Origin of the sequence: Pseudomonas sp. PDM17, assembly GCF_014851985.1 — a bacterium.
Lineage (GTDB): Bacteria > Pseudomonadota > Gammaproteobacteria > Pseudomonadales > Pseudomonadaceae > Pseudomonas.
Window position 1 is genome coordinate 726,790 of the sequence record NZ_JACVAT010000002.1, and the last position, 16,742, is coordinate 743,531.

At 65.9% G+C, this 16,742-nt stretch carries 13 protein-coding genes; 4 read left to right on the forward strand and 9 right to left on the reverse strand.

Features of this window, described 5'->3' with window-relative positions; all coding sequences use genetic code 11:
- Nucleotides 1–3 precede the first annotated feature (3 nt).
- The 3 genes from IB256_RS08985 to IB256_RS08995 are packed head-to-tail and all read left to right on the forward strand — an operon-like array spanning nt 4 to nt 2,959.
- The gene (locus IB256_RS08985; protein ID WP_192402192.1) at nt 4–786 is read left to right on the forward strand and encodes an endonuclease/exonuclease/phosphatase family protein; all 783 of its coding nucleotides are present in this window, start codon (nt 4–6) and stop codon (nt 784–786) included.
- Nucleotides 783–1,997, forward strand: coding sequence for a cardiolipin synthase ClsB (gene clsB, locus IB256_RS08990; RefSeq protein ID WP_192402194.1), 1,215 nt, complete (start codon nt 783–785; stop codon nt 1,995–1,997). Before IB256_RS08985 ends, clsB begins: the two co-directional genes overlap by 4 nt.
- Nucleotides 1,994–2,959: a lysylphosphatidylglycerol synthase domain-containing protein gene (locus IB256_RS08995; protein ID WP_192402196.1), complete on the forward strand. Its 966-nt coding sequence runs from the start codon at nt 1,994–1,996 to the stop codon at nt 2,957–2,959. The genes clsB and IB256_RS08995 overlap by 4 nt, the downstream gene beginning before the upstream one ends.
- 38 nt (nt 2,960–2,997) lie before the next feature.
- Here IB256_RS08995 and glgB read toward each other — a convergent pair whose 3' ends face one another.
- The 7 genes from glgB to IB256_RS09030 form a co-directional block, all read right to left on the reverse strand.
- The gene (gene glgB / locus IB256_RS09000) at nt 2,998–5,175 is read right to left on the reverse strand and encodes a 1,4-alpha-glucan branching protein GlgB (protein ID WP_192402198.1); all 2,178 of its coding nucleotides are present in this window, start codon (nt 5,173–5,175) and stop codon (nt 2,998–3,000) included.
- Nucleotides 5,172–8,507 (reverse strand): maltose alpha-D-glucosyltransferase, encoded by a 3,336-nt coding sequence (treS, locus tag IB256_RS09005; protein ID WP_192402200.1) that lies wholly within the window; start codon nt 8,505–8,507, stop codon nt 5,172–5,174. Before treS ends, glgB begins: the two co-directional genes overlap by 4 nt.
- 19 nt (nt 8,508–8,526) lie before the next feature.
- On the reverse strand, nt 8,527–10,509 hold the full coding sequence (locus IB256_RS09010; protein WP_192402203.1) for an alpha-1,4-glucan--maltose-1-phosphate maltosyltransferase: 1,983 nt from the start codon (nt 10,507–10,509) through the stop codon (nt 8,527–8,529).
- Between the two features lie 120 nt (nt 10,510–10,629).
- Complete coding sequence (locus IB256_RS09015) at nt 10,630–11,490, reverse strand: Ku protein (RefSeq protein WP_192402205.1); 861 nt, start codon at nt 11,488–11,490, stop codon at nt 10,630–10,632.
- The gene (locus tag IB256_RS09020) at nt 11,478–11,744 is read right to left on the reverse strand and encodes a hypothetical protein (protein WP_192295881.1); all 267 of its coding nucleotides are present in this window, start codon (nt 11,742–11,744) and stop codon (nt 11,478–11,480) included. Before IB256_RS09020 ends, IB256_RS09015 begins: the two co-directional genes overlap by 13 nt.
- On the reverse strand, nt 11,734–12,252 hold the full coding sequence (locus tag IB256_RS09025) for an MgtC/SapB family protein (protein ID WP_081519909.1): 519 nt from the start codon (nt 12,250–12,252) through the stop codon (nt 11,734–11,736). The genes IB256_RS09020 and IB256_RS09025 overlap by 11 nt, the downstream gene beginning before the upstream one ends.
- 173 nt (nt 12,253–12,425) lie before the next feature.
- Nucleotides 12,426–14,885, reverse strand: coding sequence for a glycogen/starch/alpha-glucan phosphorylase (locus tag IB256_RS09030; protein ID WP_192402207.1), 2,460 nt, complete (start codon nt 14,883–14,885; stop codon nt 12,426–12,428).
- Between the two features lie 231 nt (nt 14,886–15,116).
- On the opposite strand from IB256_RS09030, the gene IB256_RS09035 reads away from it, so the two are divergent.
- Entirely contained in the window at nt 15,117–15,494 is a 378-nt protein-coding gene (locus IB256_RS09035) for a Rho termination factor N-terminal domain-containing protein (RefSeq protein ID WP_192295879.1), read from the forward strand.
- Nucleotides 15,495–15,505: 11 nt separating this feature from the next.
- Here the strand turns inward: IB256_RS09035 and IB256_RS09040 are convergent, their stop codons facing one another.
- Together IB256_RS09040 and IB256_RS09045 are read right to left on the reverse strand one after the other, a co-directional pair.
- Nucleotides 15,506–16,363, reverse strand: coding sequence for an SDR family oxidoreductase (locus IB256_RS09040; protein WP_151187084.1), 858 nt, complete (start codon nt 16,361–16,363; stop codon nt 15,506–15,508).
- Nucleotides 16,364–16,402: 39 nt separating this feature from the next.
- The gene (locus IB256_RS09045) at nt 16,403–16,579 is read right to left on the reverse strand and encodes a metallothionein (RefSeq protein WP_151187083.1); all 177 of its coding nucleotides are present in this window, start codon (nt 16,577–16,579) and stop codon (nt 16,403–16,405) included.
- Nucleotides 16,580–16,742: the final 163 nt, after the last annotated feature.

The window sequence follows — 16,742 nt, forward strand, 5'->3', positions numbered from 1 at the left end:
CACATGACCCAGGCCGAGGCCGGTCCGCAGAGCCTTGCCCAGGCGCAGGCCGATACCCTGCTGCGGGTGCTGACGGTGAACACCCACAAGGGTTTCAACGCCTTCAACCGCCGCTTCATCCTGCATGAGCTGCGCGATGCGGTGCGCGCGACCTCGGCGGACCTGGTGTTCCTCCAGGAAGTCCACGGCGAACACCAGCTGCACGCCGAGCGCCATGCCAACTGGCCCCACGCCCCCCAGTACGAATTCCTCGCCGACAGCATGTGGCCGGCCTTCGCCTACGGACGCAACGCCGTCTACCCCGAAGGTCATCATGGCAATGCCCTGCTCTCGCGCCTGCCGATTCGCTGTTGGGACAACCGCGATGTGTCGGTGGCCGGCACCGAAGAACGCGGCCTGCTGCATGCACAGATAGACCTGCCCGGCGAAGGCAGGCTGCACGCGGTCTGTGTGCATCTGGGGCTGCATGAGGTGCAACGGCAGAAACAGCTCCAACTGCTGTGCGCGCTGATCGACGACCTGCCCGCCAACGACCCGGTGGTGGTCGCCGGTGATTTCAATGACTGGCGCTGCAAAGCCACCGGCGTCCTTGCCGGCTGCGGCCTGCGCCCAGCCTTCCCCGAGAGCGGCGGCGAACCGCGCAGCTTCCCCGCGCGCTGGCCGCTGCTGCGCCTGGACCGCATCTACGTGCGCCACCTCAAGGTCACCTTGAGCGAAGTGCTCAACCGCAAGCCCTGGCCACACCTCTCCGATCACCTGCCGCTGCTCGCGGAGGTGTCGCTATGAAGGAGGTATGGCGCGACGGCAACCGCGTGGAGCTGCTGATCAATGGCGAGGATTTCTTTCCCAGCGTGTTCCGCGCCATCGAGAGCGCGCGGCACGAAGTTCTGCTGGAAACCTTCATCCTGCGTGACGACAAGGTGGGGCGCGAGCTGCGCCAGGTACTGATCGACGCTGCCAATCGCGGCGTTCGCGTGGAAGTGACCGCCGACGGCTACGGTACGCCGGACCTGGACGCAGGTTTTGTCGGCGGCCTGCTGGATGCCGGTGTGCGGCTGCACCTGTTTGACCCGCAGCCACTGCTGCTGGGCATGCGCACCAACCTGTTCCGCCGCCTGCACCGCAAGCATGTGGTGGTGGACGGTGCCGTGGCCTTCGTCGGCGGCATCAACTACTGCGCCGACCACCTGGCCGACTTCGGCACCATGGCCAAGCAGGACTACGCAGTGAGGGTCGAAGGCCCCGGCGTGGAAGACATTCGCCGCGCCTGCCTGGATCTGCTCAGCCCTGCTCCTTACCTTGAGGGCGGCGACATTCCCGCCGCCGACGCCGTGCACCCCGGCGGGTCGGCGGGCCCTTGCCGGACCTGCCTGGCCATCCGTGACAACCTCTACCGCCGCACCGAGATCGAGCAGCATTACCTGCGCGCCATCCGTCAGGCGAAGGAGCGGCTGCTGATCGCCAATGCCTACTTCTTCCCCGGTTATCGCCTGCTGCGCGCCCTGCGCGATGCGGCCGGGCGCGGGGTGAAGGTGCAGCTGATTCTCCAGGGACTGCCCGACATGCCGCTGGTCCGGCTATGCAGCAAGCTGCTCTACGACACGCTGTTGCGCGACGGCGTGGAAATCTACGAGTACTGCGAGCGCCCGCTGCACGGCAAGGTCGCGGTGGTCGACCGGCACTGGGCCACGGTGGGCTCCAGCAACCTCGACCCGCTGAGCCTGTCGCTGAACCTGGAAGGCAACCTGATGATCGAGGATGAGGCCTTCGCCGGTGGCCTGGACGAGCACCTGCAGCGCCTGGCCGTCGACAGCTGCCGCCGCGTCACCCGCCAGCATGCCCGTCGCGGCTACTGGTGGCGCGCGCCGCTGGTGTTCCTGAGCTTCCACTTCCTGCGTCACTTCCCCGCCATCGCCGGGCAGTTGCCGGCACACCGGCAGATGCTCCACCCCGCCAGCATCGACGATGAGGCCGGCCATTCGCAGGTGCAGCCATGAACCACAAGCGCTTCTGGAAGCGGGCCAACCGAGCCTTCAATATCGCGCTGCTGATTGCCCTGCCGGTCCTGCTGTTCCTGCTGTTACGCGCTACCGACTGGGACGAGGTATTCCGCCTGCTGCGCGAATACCCGCTCAGCACCCTGGCGCTGGGCATGCTGATCGCCATTTGCAGCTACGGCATCTTCAGCAGTTTCGATGTGCTCAGCCGCTTCTACATCGGCCACCCGCTGCCGGTGCGCCGGGTATTCACCGTGGCCTTCGTGTGCAACGCCTTCAACCTCAACCTCAGTTCCTGGGTCGGAGCCATCGCCTTGCGTTACCGCCTCTACGGGCGACTGGGGATGAGCACGGGGGACATCACGCGCATCCTCACCTTCAGCCTGATCACCAACTGGTACGGCTACCTGCTGCTGGCGGGGGCGCTGTTTGTCTCTGGTTTCCCCGACCTGCCGCAGAGCTGGTCCCTCGGCCAGAGCGGCCTGCGGGCAATCGGCGTGTTGCTCCTGCTGCTGGGCGCGGCCTACCTGCTGGCCTGTCGCTTCGCCAGCCGCCGTGCCTGGGGCTGGAAGCGCTACCGGCTGAACCTGCCGACCTGGCGCCTCGCTGCGCTGCAGGGCATCGCCGGGGCCAGCAACTGGTCGATGATGGCGCTGCTGATCTACAGCCTGCTGCCCGCCTCGGCGAGCTACCCGGAAGTGCTGGCGACCCTGATGATCAGCAGCATCGCCGGCGTTGTGTTGCATGTGCCGGCGGGCCTGGGGGTGATCGAGACGGTGTTCATCACCGTGCTGCGCGATCATTTCTCCCGCGGAGAACTGGTCGCCGCGTTGATCGGTTATCGGGTGCTGTACTTCCTCATACCGCTGCTGCTCGCCTGCCTGGTCTACCTGTGGCTGGAACGGCATGCCAAGAAGCTGAAGCGGCGCGCGGATCGCCGGGAAGCCGCGCGGGCGTCCTGAGCGCCGACCCTGCAGGCGGATCAAAGCATGGCCTGCGGCTACAGGTCGACGGCGTCGCCGGTGGGGCGAAGGATCAGGCAGCCCAGCGGCGGCAGGTCCAGCGCCAGGGACTGGGTCTGCCCGTGGGATTCATGGGGGTCGCTTTCCAGCGTCCCCCGGCTGCCCGCACCCGAGCCGCCAAATGCGTCGGCGTCGCTGTTGAGCAGCACCTGCCAATGGCCGGCCAGCGGCACGCCGATGCGGTAGTGCGGACGTGGTACCGGGGTGAAGTTGTGCACCACCAGTAGCGGCGCGCCGTCGCCAGCCAGACGCAGCCAGGCGTAGACGCTGTTGCGCTGGTCGTCGCCGATCAGCCAGTGGAAACCCTCGGCGCGATCGTCGAAGGCGTGGAGCGCGGGCTCCTCACGCAACAGCTGGTTCAGCTCGCGAACCATTGCCTGGGCGCCGAAGTGCTCGGCGTAACGCAGCAGGTACCAGTCCAGCTGGCCGTCGTGGTCCCATTCGCGCCACTGGCCGAACTCGCAGCCCATGAACAGCAGCTTCTTGCCCGGATGGGTCCACATCATCGACAGGAACAGCCGCAGGTTGGCGAACTGTTGCCAGCGGTCGCCGGGCATCTTGCCCAGCAGCGAACCCTTGCCGTGCACCACCTCGTCGTGGGAGATGGGCAGGATGAAGTGCTCGGAGAAGGCATAGAGCAACCCGAAAGTCAGCTTGTGGTGGTGATGGCCGCGGTTGATCGGGTCTTCGCGGATGTACGCGAGGCTGTCGTGCATCCAGCCCATGTTCCACTTGTAGGCGAAGCCCAGGCCGCCCTCTTCCGTCGGCCGGCTGACGCCCGGCCAGGCGGTGGACTCCTCGGCGATGACCAGCGCGCCCGGCGCTTCGGTGTGTACCACGCTGTTGAGGTGGCTGAGGAATTCGATGGCTTCGAGGTTCTCCCGGCCGCCGTGGCGGTTGGGGATCCACTCGCCTTCCTTGCGCGAATAGTCGCGGTAGAGCATCGAGGCCACCGCATCCACTCTCAGGCCGTCGATATGGTATTCACGCAGCCAATGCAGCGCCGAGGCCAGCATGAAGCCATGCACCTCGTTGCGGCCGAGGTTGTAGATGAAGGTATCCCAGTCCTGATGGAAGCCCTCGAACGGGTGCGCGTACTCGTACAGCGCGGTGCCGTCGAAGTGCGACAGGCCATGGGCGTCGGTGGGGAAATGCGCCGGCACCCAGTCGAGGATCACGCCGATCCCGGCCTGGTGGCAGCGGTCGACGAAACGCGCGAATTCCGCCGGGCGGCCGTAGCGCGCGGTGGGCGCGAAGAGCGACAGCGGCTGGTATCCCCAGGAGCCGCCAAAGGGATGCTCCATGATTGGCATCAATTCGATATGGGTGAAGCCCAGGTCGTCGATGTAGGGGATCAGTCGATCCGCCAGCTCGTCCCAGGTTGGCGCGCGGTTTTCCACCCACTGCCAGGACCCGGCGTGCAATTCGTAGATTGACAGTGGCCGGTCGAATCCCTGGCGCTCGCCACGTTGCAGCATCCATTCGTCATCCTGCCAGGCGAAGGGTGTCGGGTCCGCTACCCGCGAGCCGGTGGCCGGCGGCATCTCGGTGGCCAGCGCCATCGGGTCGGCCTTGAGCGGCAGCAGGCCGTCCTGGCCGAGCAATTCGTATTTGTAGACCTCGCCCGGCTGCAGGCGCGGGATGAACAGTTCCCAGACGCCAGCCGGGTAGCGCAGGCGCATCACATGCCGGCGACCGTCCCAGCCGTTGAAGTCGCCCACCACCGAGACCCGCCTGGCATTGGGTGCCCACACGGCGAAACGCACACCGATCACGCCTTCGTGCTCCATCGCCTGCGCGCCGAAGCATTTGCCGAGCTGGCGATGGTTGCCCTCGGCGAACAGGTAGAGGTCCAGTTCACTTACGGAAGGGCCGAAGGCATAGGGGTCCTCGGTGACCTGCTCATGCTCGGGCCAGTGGATGCGCAGCCGGTACGGTGTCTTCCGGGGCAGGCGCGCAACGAACAGCCCACCGGCATCCAGCGGCTCCATGGCGACGAGGAATTCGTCCTGCGGCGACAACAGTTCCACCGCCAGCGCACCGGGCAGCCATGCCCGCACCAGTTCGCCCTCTGCGTCACGGTGCGGACCGAGGAAAGAGAAGGGATCGGCGTGGTCGGCACGCTGCAGATGGTCCAGGTCGCGGAGCGGTGTCATGTACGTCCTCCAATCAGATGTCGCGCCAGTTCGAACAGCCCTTGCAGCGGAACGTCCAGCCAGTCAGGGCGATGTCCGGCTTCGTAGAGCACTTCGTACGCGGCCTTCTCCAGGCTGAACAGGGCCAGCGCCGCGCCCTCGCCTTCGCGGCCATGCCATTCGTGCGGCAGGTCCACAGCGGCGGCTCGATAGGCTTCGAGGAAGGCGACGCGGGCTTCGCGGCGATAGCGCAGCGCCAGTTCCGCGCGCGCCGCCTGGAGTTCTGCGGGCGCCTCGGTGCCCTGGGCGCTGCGCAGGGCCATGGCGGCGGCATAGTCGAAGGAACGCAGTACGCCGGTCACATCTTTCAGCGGGCTATGGCGACGACGGCGCTCGGCCAACGGGCGGTTCGGCTCGCCTTCGAAGTCGATGAGGAACGCATCACCCTGCACCACCAGGACCTGGCCCAGGTGCAAGTCGCCGTGGACGCGGATCATCACCCCGCCCTCGGCCAACCGCGCCAGGTTGGCCACGGCCTGCAGCAGTTCGCCGCGTTTCTCCAGCAACCAGTCGGCCATCACACCGCCACGCTCATCCAGGTGGCCGCGAGAGCGTTGCAGAGCCTCCAGCGCCTGTTCGATCTGCGTGCCGATGCTGCTGTTCCAGGCGGCGCTGTCAGCGGCGCCACTGCGGTGCAGGCCGAAATCCGGCACGTCGGTGGCTTCGGCCAGCAACTGGTGCATCTCGCCCAATCGCTGGCCAAGCTTGCCGGCGAACAGGCGCAACTCTTCCATCACGTCGAACCCAGGCTCTGCAGCTTCCACACCCGGCAGCAAGCCGTCGCGCATGGCGCGTTCCAGCTGGTTCAGTGTCCAGCTCCAGGCATCGCCCTGGTTGCTCAGATAACCCTGCAGCAACATCAGGGTGTGCGGCTCGCCCCTGGCGTCGATACGCCGTACCTCGCCCAGCAGCGGGGCGATGTTGGCGTAGCCGCGCCGGCTCAGGTAGCCGCCCATCTCCGCCTCCGGATGTACACCGGGGAACACGCGGCGCAGCAGCTTGAGCAGCAGCTTGTCGCCGATCAGCGCGGAGCTGTTGGATTGATCGACGCTGAGTACGCGGACTTCCGCCTCCTCGCCAATCTCGCCGTACTGCGGCAAGCCGGGTTGCGGCAGGAACTGCAGCTCGCCGGCAGGGCCTTGCATCGTTGCTGTCTCGCGCAGCATGCGCAGGACCAGGCGGCTGAATGCGGGCAAGGCAAAGGCGTCGGTCAGCAGACCGACCTTGCGCCCGCGGCGTAGTCGGGCCATGGCCAGTTGCTGAGGCAGATCGGTGCCGGCGCTGCCTTTCTCCGGCACGGCAGCCAGTGGCAACTGATAGTGCTCAGCGCCCTCGGCCCCGGAGACTTCCACCTCCGACAGCATCGGTGCCGCATCGTCCTCGGTCAGTGGCATCGCATACAGCAGGTGGGCGCTGCCGGCTTCCAGGCGGCCGCCGGCGAACCAGCGGCGCTTGGGCAGGTAGCGCGGCAGTGAGTCGTTCTCCAGCAGCTCGCGTGGTGCACCGTTCATGATCTCGCCCAGGCGCTGGGCCAGCACCAGGGTTGGCAGCTCGGGCATGCGCTCCACGGGCTGCACGTGCCAGGCCGGCATCTGCTGGCTGTCGGCGAGGTAGAACCAGTAGAAACCGTAGGGCGCCAGCGTGAGCAGGTAGGTCAGCCGACCGATGGGCGGGAAGGAAGCGCCACCGAGCATCTCGACGGGCACCCGGCCGTCGAAGGCCGCCAGGTCCAGCTCCACCGCCTGGGCGGCGTTGGACAGGTTGGCGACGCACAGGAGGGTCTCTTCGCTTGCGCCCTCGCCCTCCGGCCGGTACTGGCGCAGGTAAGCCAGGATGCGCCGGTTCGGCGGCGAAAGCATACTGATGCTGCCGCGGCCGAAGGCCTTCTGCTGCTTGCGCACGCCGAGCATGCGACGGGTCCAGTTGAGCAGCGAGTGTGGGTCGCGCGCCTGGGCCTCGACGTTGACACCCTGGTAGCCGTAGAGCGAATCGAGAATCGGCGGCAGCACCAGGCTGGCCGGGTCCGCACGGGAGAATCCGCCGTTGCGGTCCATCGACCATTGCATCGGCGTACGCACGCCATCGCGGTCGCCCAGGTAGATGTTGTCGCCCATGCCGATCTCGTCGCCGTAGTAGAGGGTCGGCGTGCCCGGCATGGACAGCAGCAGGCTGTTGAGCAGTTCGATGCGCCGGCGGTCGCGCTCCACCAGCGGCGCGAGACGGCGGCGAATTCCCAGGTTGATGCGTGCGCGGCGGTCGGCGGCGTAGTAGTTCCACAGGTAGTCACGCTCGTCGTCGGTGACCATCTCCAGGGTGAGCTCATCGTGGTTGCGCAGGAAGATCGCCCACTGGCAGTTGTCCGGGATCGCCGGGGTCTGGCGCAGGATGTCGCTGATCGGGAAGCGGTCTTCCTGGGCGATGGCCATGTACATGCGTGGCATCAGCGGGAAGTGGAAGGCCATGTGGCACTCGTCGCCGGGGCCGCCGTCCGTCCCGCCAAAATACGGGCGCGTGTCCTCCGGCCACTGGTTGGCCTCGGCCAGCAGCATGCGGTCCGGGTAGTGGGCGTCCAGCTCGGCGCGGATCCGCTTGAGCACCACGTGGGTCTCGGGGAGGTTCTCGTTGTTGGTGCCTTCACGTTCGATCAGGTAGGGGATTGCGTCCAGGCGCAGGCCGTCCACGCCCATGTCCAGCCAGTAGCGCATCACCCCGAGCACTGCGCGCAGCACCTGCGGATTGTCGAAGTTCAGGTCCGGCTGGTGCGAGTAGAAACGGTGCCAGAAGTACTGCCCGGCCACCGGGTCCCAGGTCCAGTTGGACTGTTCGGAGTCGATGAAGATGATCCGCGTCTGGTCGTACTTGCCGTCATCGTCGGACCACACGTACCAGTTGCGCGCCTGGGAACCCTTTTTCGCCCGCCGTGCGCGCTGGAACCAGGGGTGCTGGTCGGAGGTGTGGTTGATGACCAGTTCGGTGATCACCCGCAGCCCGCGTTCGTGGGCTGCATCGATGAAGCGACGGGCATCGGCCAGGGTGCCGTAGTCCGGGTGCACGCCCTTGTACATGGCGATGTCGTAACCGTCATCGCGGCGTGGCGAGGGGTAGAACGGCAGCAGCCAGAGGGTGTTCACGCCCAGCTCGGCGATGTAGTCGAGCTTCTCGATCAGCCCGCGAAAGTCGCCGATGCCGTCGTTGTTGGCGTCGAAGAAGGATTTGACATGCAGCTGATAGATGACCGCGTCCTTGTACCAGAGCGGATCATCGAGGAACGGTCGGGTCTTGCGCTTGGCCATGGTCGCAATCCTTAAGGGTTCAGGTCTCGGGGTGCAGGCGCCAGATGCCGAACGGCAGGTGCCAGGGCTCGATGCGCATCCACTGGCGCTTGCCGTGCCAGGTCCAGCGGTGGCCGTTCATCAGGTCCTCACCGCCCATGGACGCGTCATCGGGCAGGCCGAACTCCCAGAGCGGCAGTTCGAAGTCGGCTTCCTGGGCGTTGTCCGGGTCGAGGCTGACCGCGACCAGGATGAAGTTGGACAGGTCTGCGGTGCGCTTGCCGAACAGCAGGATGTTGTCGTTGAACGCGCAATAGGCCTGGAAGCCGAGATGGCTGTGCAGTGCCGGGTTCTCCCGGCGGATGCGGTTGAGCCGGGTGATCTCGCCGACGATGTTGCCGTGGGCGTGGTAGTCGCGCTGGCGCAGTTGGTACTTCTCGGAATCGAAGTACTCCTCCTTGCCCGGCACCGGGTCCGCCTCGCACAGCTCGAAGCCTGAGTACATGCCCCACAGGCCCGACCCCATGGTCGCCAGCGCCGTCCGAATGAGAAAGCCGGCGCGCCCGGAGCGCTGCAGGAAATAGGGGTTGATGTCCGGCGTGTTGACGAAAAAGTTCGGCCGGTAGCAATCGCGCAGCGGCGACTGGTTCAACTCGGTGAAATACTCCTCCAGCTCCTGTTTGGTGTTGCGCCAGGTGAAGTAGGTGTAGCTCTGGCTGAAGCCCACCTTGCCCAGTCGCGCCATCATCGCCGGCCGGGTGAAGGCCTCGGCGAGGAAGATCACCTGCGGATGCTCGCGGCGCACTTCGGCGATCAGCCACTCCCAGAATGGCAGCGGCTTGGTATGCGGGTTGTCGACGCGAAACAGGTTGACGCCCTGCTCCACCCAGCCCAGCACCACCTGCAGCAACCCCATCCACAGATCGGGTACGGCATCCGGGGCATAGAAATCGACGTTGACGATGTCCTCGTATTTCTTTGGCGGGTTCTCCGCGTGGCGGATGGTCCCGTCGGCGCGCCAGCTGAACCAGCTGGGATGCTCGCGCAACCAGGGGTGGTCCGGCGAGCACTGGATGGCGAAGTCCAGGGCGACTTCCAGGCCGCGTTCGCGGGCGGCTTCCACCAGGTCGCGGAAGTCTTCCAATGTACCGAGCTGAGGATGCACGGCGTCATGACCGCCCTCTTCGCTTCCGATGGCGTAGGGGCTGCCGGGGTCGTCCGGACCGGCCTGCAGGCTGTTGTTACGACCCTTGCGGTGTTGGCGACCGATGGGATGGATCGGTGGGAAATACAGGACGTCGAAGCCCATGGCGGCGATGTCCGGCAGGCGTCGGTGAACGTCGGCGAAGGTTCCGTGTTGCCCCGGCACGCTGCTTTCTGAGCGCGGGAACAGCTCGTACCAGCTGGCGAATTCGGCCAGTGGTCGCTCCACATCCAGTTCGAAAGTCAGGCTGCGGGTCAGATACGGCCGGTGTTCTGCGCGCTGCATCACTTCCAGGGTGCGCGGCGCCATGAGCAGGCCGAAGCGCGCCTCGCGCTCTTCGCTGCCCTGCAGTTCGCGCACGATCTGCGCCAGCTCCGCTTCACAGTCCTCCGGCGCCGTCTGCAGCACGTGCTGCAGCAGCTCGATGCCCTCGCGGAACTCCAGGTCCACCACCTGTCCAGCGGCGTACTTCTTCTCCAGCTCGTAGCGGAAGCTCGCGTAGCTGTCGATCCAGGCCAGCACGATGAACTCGGTGCGGCCGACCTGGGTCGGGGTGATATGCGCTTCCCAGTGGTCGTTGCCCATCGCTTGCAGGGGCGTTTTCTGCCACGGCTGACCCTTGCTCTCGCGCCAGGCGACCTCGGCAGCCAGCTTGTCGTGGCCATCACTGAAGATGCGCGCGTGGATGCGCGATGCGCGGTGGCTGATGGCCTTGGCGGCAAAACGACCGCTTTCCAGGCGTGGCTGCACATCCTCGATGACGATGCGTGCCTCATTGGCGGCGGTTTCGGCCCGGCTGGCCGGATTCTCCCGTTCCATCGCGGCGCCCTCCTCGCGGCGGTGCGCGCCCGGTGGCGCGCTCGTGGTGGATTGGCGAGCTACAGGGGTTGGGAACGACGCTACGGCGGCAAGTTCAGGCTAATTGCGCCAGTGGTTGGCTCAAGAGGTCTTGCGCTTGGGCGTGGGCTTGCTGGTTGCACTTTTCTTCGCCGGCGCGTTGGCCGCCACGCGCCGCTTCCCGTCGCCCTTGAGGCTACGTTTGAGCAGCTCGGTGAGGTCGATGATGTCCGCGCCTTCGCCACTTTTCGCTTCCACTTGCGGGACCGTCTCCAGCTGTCCCTTGGCGGCCTTCTGCTCCACCAGGCGGTGGATTTCCTCACTGAAGCGGTCTTCGTAGTCCGCCGGTGTCCAGTGGCCGGACATGTCCTTGACCAGCCGCTCGGCCATTTCCGTCTCGCGCTTGTCCAGCTTCACCTTGCCCAGCGCCAGGCCCAGCTCGTCCACCTCGCGCACGTCCGCCGGCCAGCGCAGGGTCATCAGCAGGATGGCTTCGCCTTCCTCGCGCAACATCGCCAGGTGTTGGCGGCTGTGCATCACCAACTGGCAGACGGCGGCCTTGCCGGTCTTCTTCAGGGTGTCGCGCAGCAGCACGTAGACCTTTTCGCCGCGCTTCTCGGGCGTGAGGTAGTACGGCGAGTCGTAGAACGGCACGGGGATTTCTTCGAGATCAATGAAGCCGAGGATGTCGATGCTCTGGGTCGCCTCCGGGCGTGCGGCGCGGATTTCCTCCTCGCTGATGACCACATAGCGGCCTTTCTCCAGTTCCACGCCCTTGACGATGTGTTCCCTGGGCACCTCCTTGCCGGTGATCTTGTTCACCCGCTTGTAGCCAACCGGCTCCAGGCTGCGCTCGTCGAGCCAGTCGAAATCGGTGCCGCTGGAGCGCGAGGCGCTGTTGAGCGCTACCGGGATATGCACCAGGCCGAAGCTGATGGCGCCTTTCCAGATCACACGGGCCATGGGCAGTCCTCCTGCAAGGTCACGCCGTCATCGAAGTGCACGCGGCCCTCAGCGTCGATATCGCGTACCCGTGCGAGCATGCGGCGCGCCGCCGCTTCGGCTTCCGACGTGTTTCGGCTGCCGGGGGCATAGACCCACAGCACTTCCACCGCGGCGCCCTCGCGGATGACCTGGTATTCGATCAGCCCGCTGTAGCGGCCGTTCTCGAACATGGCGTCGGTCCAGGCGCAGGCCTGGGCGAATTCACGGAACATCGCGGTCCTCTCTCGACTCGTGAGGGGCATGTTTGTGGTTGCGCTCCAGCCAGCGCGGCAGGCAGTGCAGCACCAGCAGCGCCAGCAGCGTGCCGAGCACCGCCGTGGCCGAATGCCCCAGCCCGACGCTGATACCGATGGCCGTACTCAGCCAGAGCCCGGCCGCGGTGGTCAGGCCCTTCACTTCGGAGACTTGGCTGCCCTTGAGAATGGTGCCGGCGCAGAGGAAGCCGATCCCCGCGGCGATGCCCTGGATGACCCGACTGACGGCGTCCGCCTGCGCGCCACCTTCCCGGATCGCCATCACGAACAGTGCCGCGCCCAGGGTCACCAGCATGTGCGTGCGCAGGCCGGCGGCCTTACCCTGGCTCTCGCGCTCATAGCCCACGACACCACCCAGCACCACGGCGAGGCTCAGGCGCAGCGAGGCGCGGGTGATCTGCTCGACTTCGCTGAGGTCGGAGAACTCGGCCACCAGCGTCAGCCAGATTCGCTCCAGTGTGTCCATGTCCGGCTCTTGTTGAAGCCCTGATAAGAGTCCAGACCCGGACGAACGCCATTTGGTTTGCTTGATTTCGCCTGCAACCGCTGACCGCCCGGCAGAAATTCAGCAGTTCGTCCGCGGCAAGCCCCGCGTCTTCGTAGCCAGGGCTTGCCGGCTGTTGCTGTGTCGCGAGCGGTTCACTCCCCGCCGACGGGCACCTGCCAGATGTCCTGGGCGTACTCGCGAATGGTCCTGTCCGAGGAAAACCACCCGACTCGTGCAGTATTGAGCATCGAGGCTTTCCACCAGCGCGACGGTTTTCGCCAGAGCTGCTCCACGCGCTCCTGCGCATCCCAGTAGGCGTCGAAGTCCGGGCAGACCATGAAGCGGTCGTCATGGCGCAGACTGTCGACCAATCCGCTGAAGCGCTGCGGGTCATCCGGCGAGAATACCCCGCTGCTGATCGCCATCAGCGCCTCGCGCAGGCGTGGCGACTCGGCGATCTCGTTGTGCATGGCCAGCTCCCCTGCCCGCTTGCGAGCCTCCACCTGCTGCGCCTTGAGGCCGAAGATGAACATGTTCTCCGGGCCGATACGCTCGCACATCTCGACGTTGGCGCCATCCAGGGTGCCGATGGTCAGCGCGCCGTTGAGGGCGAACTTCATGTTGCTGGTGCCTGACGCCTCCAGGCCCGCCGTGGATATCTGCTCGGACAGGTCCGCCGCCGGAATGATGGATTCGGCCAGGCTGACGTTGTAGTTGGGGATGAACACCACCTTGAGCAGCCCGCGCACGGTGGGGTCGGCATTGACCGTGCGACTGATGTCGTTGGCCAGCTTGATGATCAGTTTGGCCAGCACATAGCTGGGCGCGGCCTTGCCGGCGAAGATCTTCACCCTGGGTACGCGTTCGGTGGTCGGGTCATTGCGGATGTCCTGGTATAGCGCCACGGTGTGCAACAGGTTGAGCAATTGACGCTTGTACTCGTGGATGCGCTTGACGTGCACATCGAACAGGGCATCCGGGTCGACACGCAGGCCCAGGCGCTCCTCGATAAGCACGGCCAGGCGCTGTTTGGCGTTGCGCCGCTGCTGGGCGAAGCGCTGGCGCACGGCGGACTTCTCGGCGTGGGCCGCCAGGTCGCGCAAGCGGCTCTCGGGGTTGTCCAGGACGTCGTCCCCGAGGGTGTCGACCAGCAGTTCGGTCAGTTCAGGGTTGGCCTGGAACAGCCAGCGGCGGAAGGTCACGCCGTTGGTCTTGTTGCTGATGCGATTCGGGTACAACCGGTGCAGGTCACGGAACACCGTCTCGCGCATCAGTTCGGTGTGCAGCGCAGAGACACCATTGACGCTGTGCGAGCCGAGGAACGCCAGATTCCCCATGCGCACGCGGCGGCCGTGGTCCTCCTCGATCAGCGAGACCGACCGCAGCAGGGCGAAGTCGTGGATGTCCTTGGCGCGCAGGGCGTCGATATGGAAGGCATTGATCAGGTAGATGATCTGCATGTGCCGGGGCAACAGGCGTTCCATCAGCCCCACCGGCCAGGATTCCAGCGCCTCGGGCAGCAGCGTGTGATTGGTATAGGACAGGGTCGCCACGGTCAGCTCCCAGGCGTCGCCCCAATCCAGCCCACGCTCGTCCAGCAGCAGGCGCATCAGCTCGGCCACGGCGATGGCCGGGTGGGTGTCGTTGAGCTGGATGGCGACCCGCCCGGGCAGGCCGTACACGTCCTCGCCCTTGCCCAGGTGGCGCTGCATCAGGTCCTGCAGGGAGGCAGCGACGAAGAAGTACTCCTGGCGCAGACGCAGCTCCTGTCCGGCCTCGGTGCTGTCCGCCGGGTAGAGCACGCGGGAGATGCTTTCCGCACGCACGGTGTCGGCCACCGCCCCCAGGTGATCACCGGCGTTGAAGCGGTCGAGCTTGAGGGTTTCCTCGGCGCGGGCGCGCCACAGGCGCAAGGTGTTCACGCTGGCAGTGCGCCAGCCCACCACCGGCATGTCATAGGCGACCGCGCGAACGCGCTCTACCGGTTCCCAACGCTGGCGCTCGACACCATTGGCGTCCGGCTCGCTGTAGACGCTGCCGCCAAAGCCGACGCTGTAGGCGGATTCAGGGCGCTCGAATTCCCAGGGGTTGCCGAAGTCCAGCCAGGTTTCGGTGTGCTCCTGCTGCCAGCCATCGCCGATCACCTGCTTGAACAGCCCGTGCTCGTAGCGGATGCCGTAGCCGTGGGCGGGGATGTCCAGCGTCGCCATGCTTTCCATGAAGCACGCTGCCAGCCTGCCGAGGCCTCCATTGCCCAGTGCCGCGTCTGGCTCCAGCAGGCGGATGCGTTCCAGGTCCACGCCCAGTTCCGACAGTGCCTGACGCGCCACCTCGAGCAGCCCGAGGTTGCTCAGGTTGTCGATCAGCAGACGGCCGATGAGGAACTCCAGGGAGAGGTAGTACACGTGCTTGCGCGCGCTGCGATCGATGGCGCGGGTGGTTTCTTCCCAGTTGTCCACCTGGTACTTGCTCGTGGCCAGGGCCACCGCTTCGAACCAGTCATGGTCAAAGGCGTCGGCCGGGTCCTTGCCGACCGCATAGCGCAAGCGGGTGAGCACGGCATGCTTGAAGATCTCGACTGCCGACTGATCGGGAATGCTGTCCAGGGCCATTGCCGTCTCCTGCTTCTGTCGGTGACTGATTGCCGATGGCGCACGAGGCGCCCCAGTGCATCTGTCCGCGAGGAAAACGCTGAGTTCAGACCTTTTCCTTCACCGGCATGGCCCGTTCATCAGAAACGCCGAACGATCGGCGACGAGCGGTTTCTCCCCACTGTGGCCTGCGCTGGCGGGCCGGGCGCTCGAAGAGCGTGCACTGACGCATCAGCCAAGGGAGAACAAGCCATGCCACGGGGCGATAAAGACAAGTACACCGACAAGCAGAAGCGCAAGGCCGAACACATCGAGGAAAGCTATGAGAGCCGGGGCGTTCCCAAGGACGAGGCAGAAGCCCGAGCCTGGGCAACCGTGAACAAGCAGTCCGGCGGCGGCGAACGCAGCGGTGGCTCGGGCCGGAACAAGAGCGCACCGGCCAAGGCCGCCGCGCGGCGCAGCTCGGCCAAGCGCGCGGTAGCCACCAAGCAAGGCGTGCCGCGGCCTGACCAACCGCTGGAATCCATGACCAAGGCCGAGTTGCTCAACCGCGCACGGACCCGGCACATCGCCGGTCGTTCGAGCATGCGCAAGCAGCAGCTGATCGAGGCCTTGCGACGCGCGGCCTGATCTCCTGCGGCTCAGCCGTTGACCACCGTCCCACCGTTGACGTGCAGCACCTGCCCGCTGACATAGGAGGAGTCGCTGCTGGCGAGGTAGACATAGGCCGGGGCCAGTTCTTCGGGCTGTCCTGGTCTCCCCATCGGCGTGTTGGTGCCGAAGGTCGCGACTTCCTCGGCATCGAAGGTCGAAGGAATCAGCGGTGTCCAGATCGGTCCCGGTGCCACCGCGTTGACGCGAATGCCGCGCCTGACCAGGTTCATCGCCAGCGAGCGGGTGAACGAGGTGATCGCGCCCTTGGTGGATGAATAGTCGATCAGTTTCGGGTTGCCCTTGTAGGCGGTGATCGAGGTGGTGTTGACGATAGTGCCGCCCTCGCCCATCAGCGGCAGCACCGCCTTGGTCAGCTGGAACATGCCGAAGATGTTGGTGCGGAACGTCCGCTCCCACTGCTGCTGCGTAATGTCTTCCAGGCACTCCTGGGGATGCTGTTCCCCCGCATTGTTCACCAGTATGTCCAGACGTCCCCAGCGCTCCTCGACGCGGCGCGCCACTTCCGCGCAGAAGCCCGCATCGGCGACATCACCGGACATCTCCAGGCATTGCTGGCCGAGGGATTCGATGATCTGGCAGGTCTTGAGCGCGTCCTCGGATTCGTCGAGGTACAGCAACACCACATCGGCGCGCTCACGGGCGAATGTCACCGCGACGGCACGACCGATGCCGCTGTCGCCCCCGGTCACGATGGCGACCTTGCCGGCCAGCTTGGCAGCAGCACGGTACTCGCCGGAGACGAACTCCGGCTGCGGGCGCATCTGTTCCTCCAGGCCCGGCTGCTGGTCCTGGTGTTGTGGTGGCAGGGTTTCGGTCTCGCTCATGGGGTTCTCCTTCGATGCACCAGGGCATCTCGGATGGGTTCAACCACGCGGCGGCTTTTGCTGTCCGCAATGGCAGTGCGTGTCCTGACAGTGTTTTTCGCCATCCGGATGGCCGTCGGCGCAGGCCTGGCAACAGTAGGCACGGCCTTCGCGGTACACGGCCGTAGCTCCCAGGCTGCAGGAACAGCCGGGGCAGGAGCAGCGTTGTTCGTTCATGGCTTGGTTCCTCCAGGAGTCATCGACTCATTGGGTAGGCCGAAGCCAGGAAGCTTGGTTCAGGCTTTTTCACCAATGGCTCAGGCCGCCGACCGGCTTTTCTGAACCGTGCGCCCAGGGCTGCGTCCACTGCGGTAGTCGCAAAGCCAGAAGAAGGAGCAAT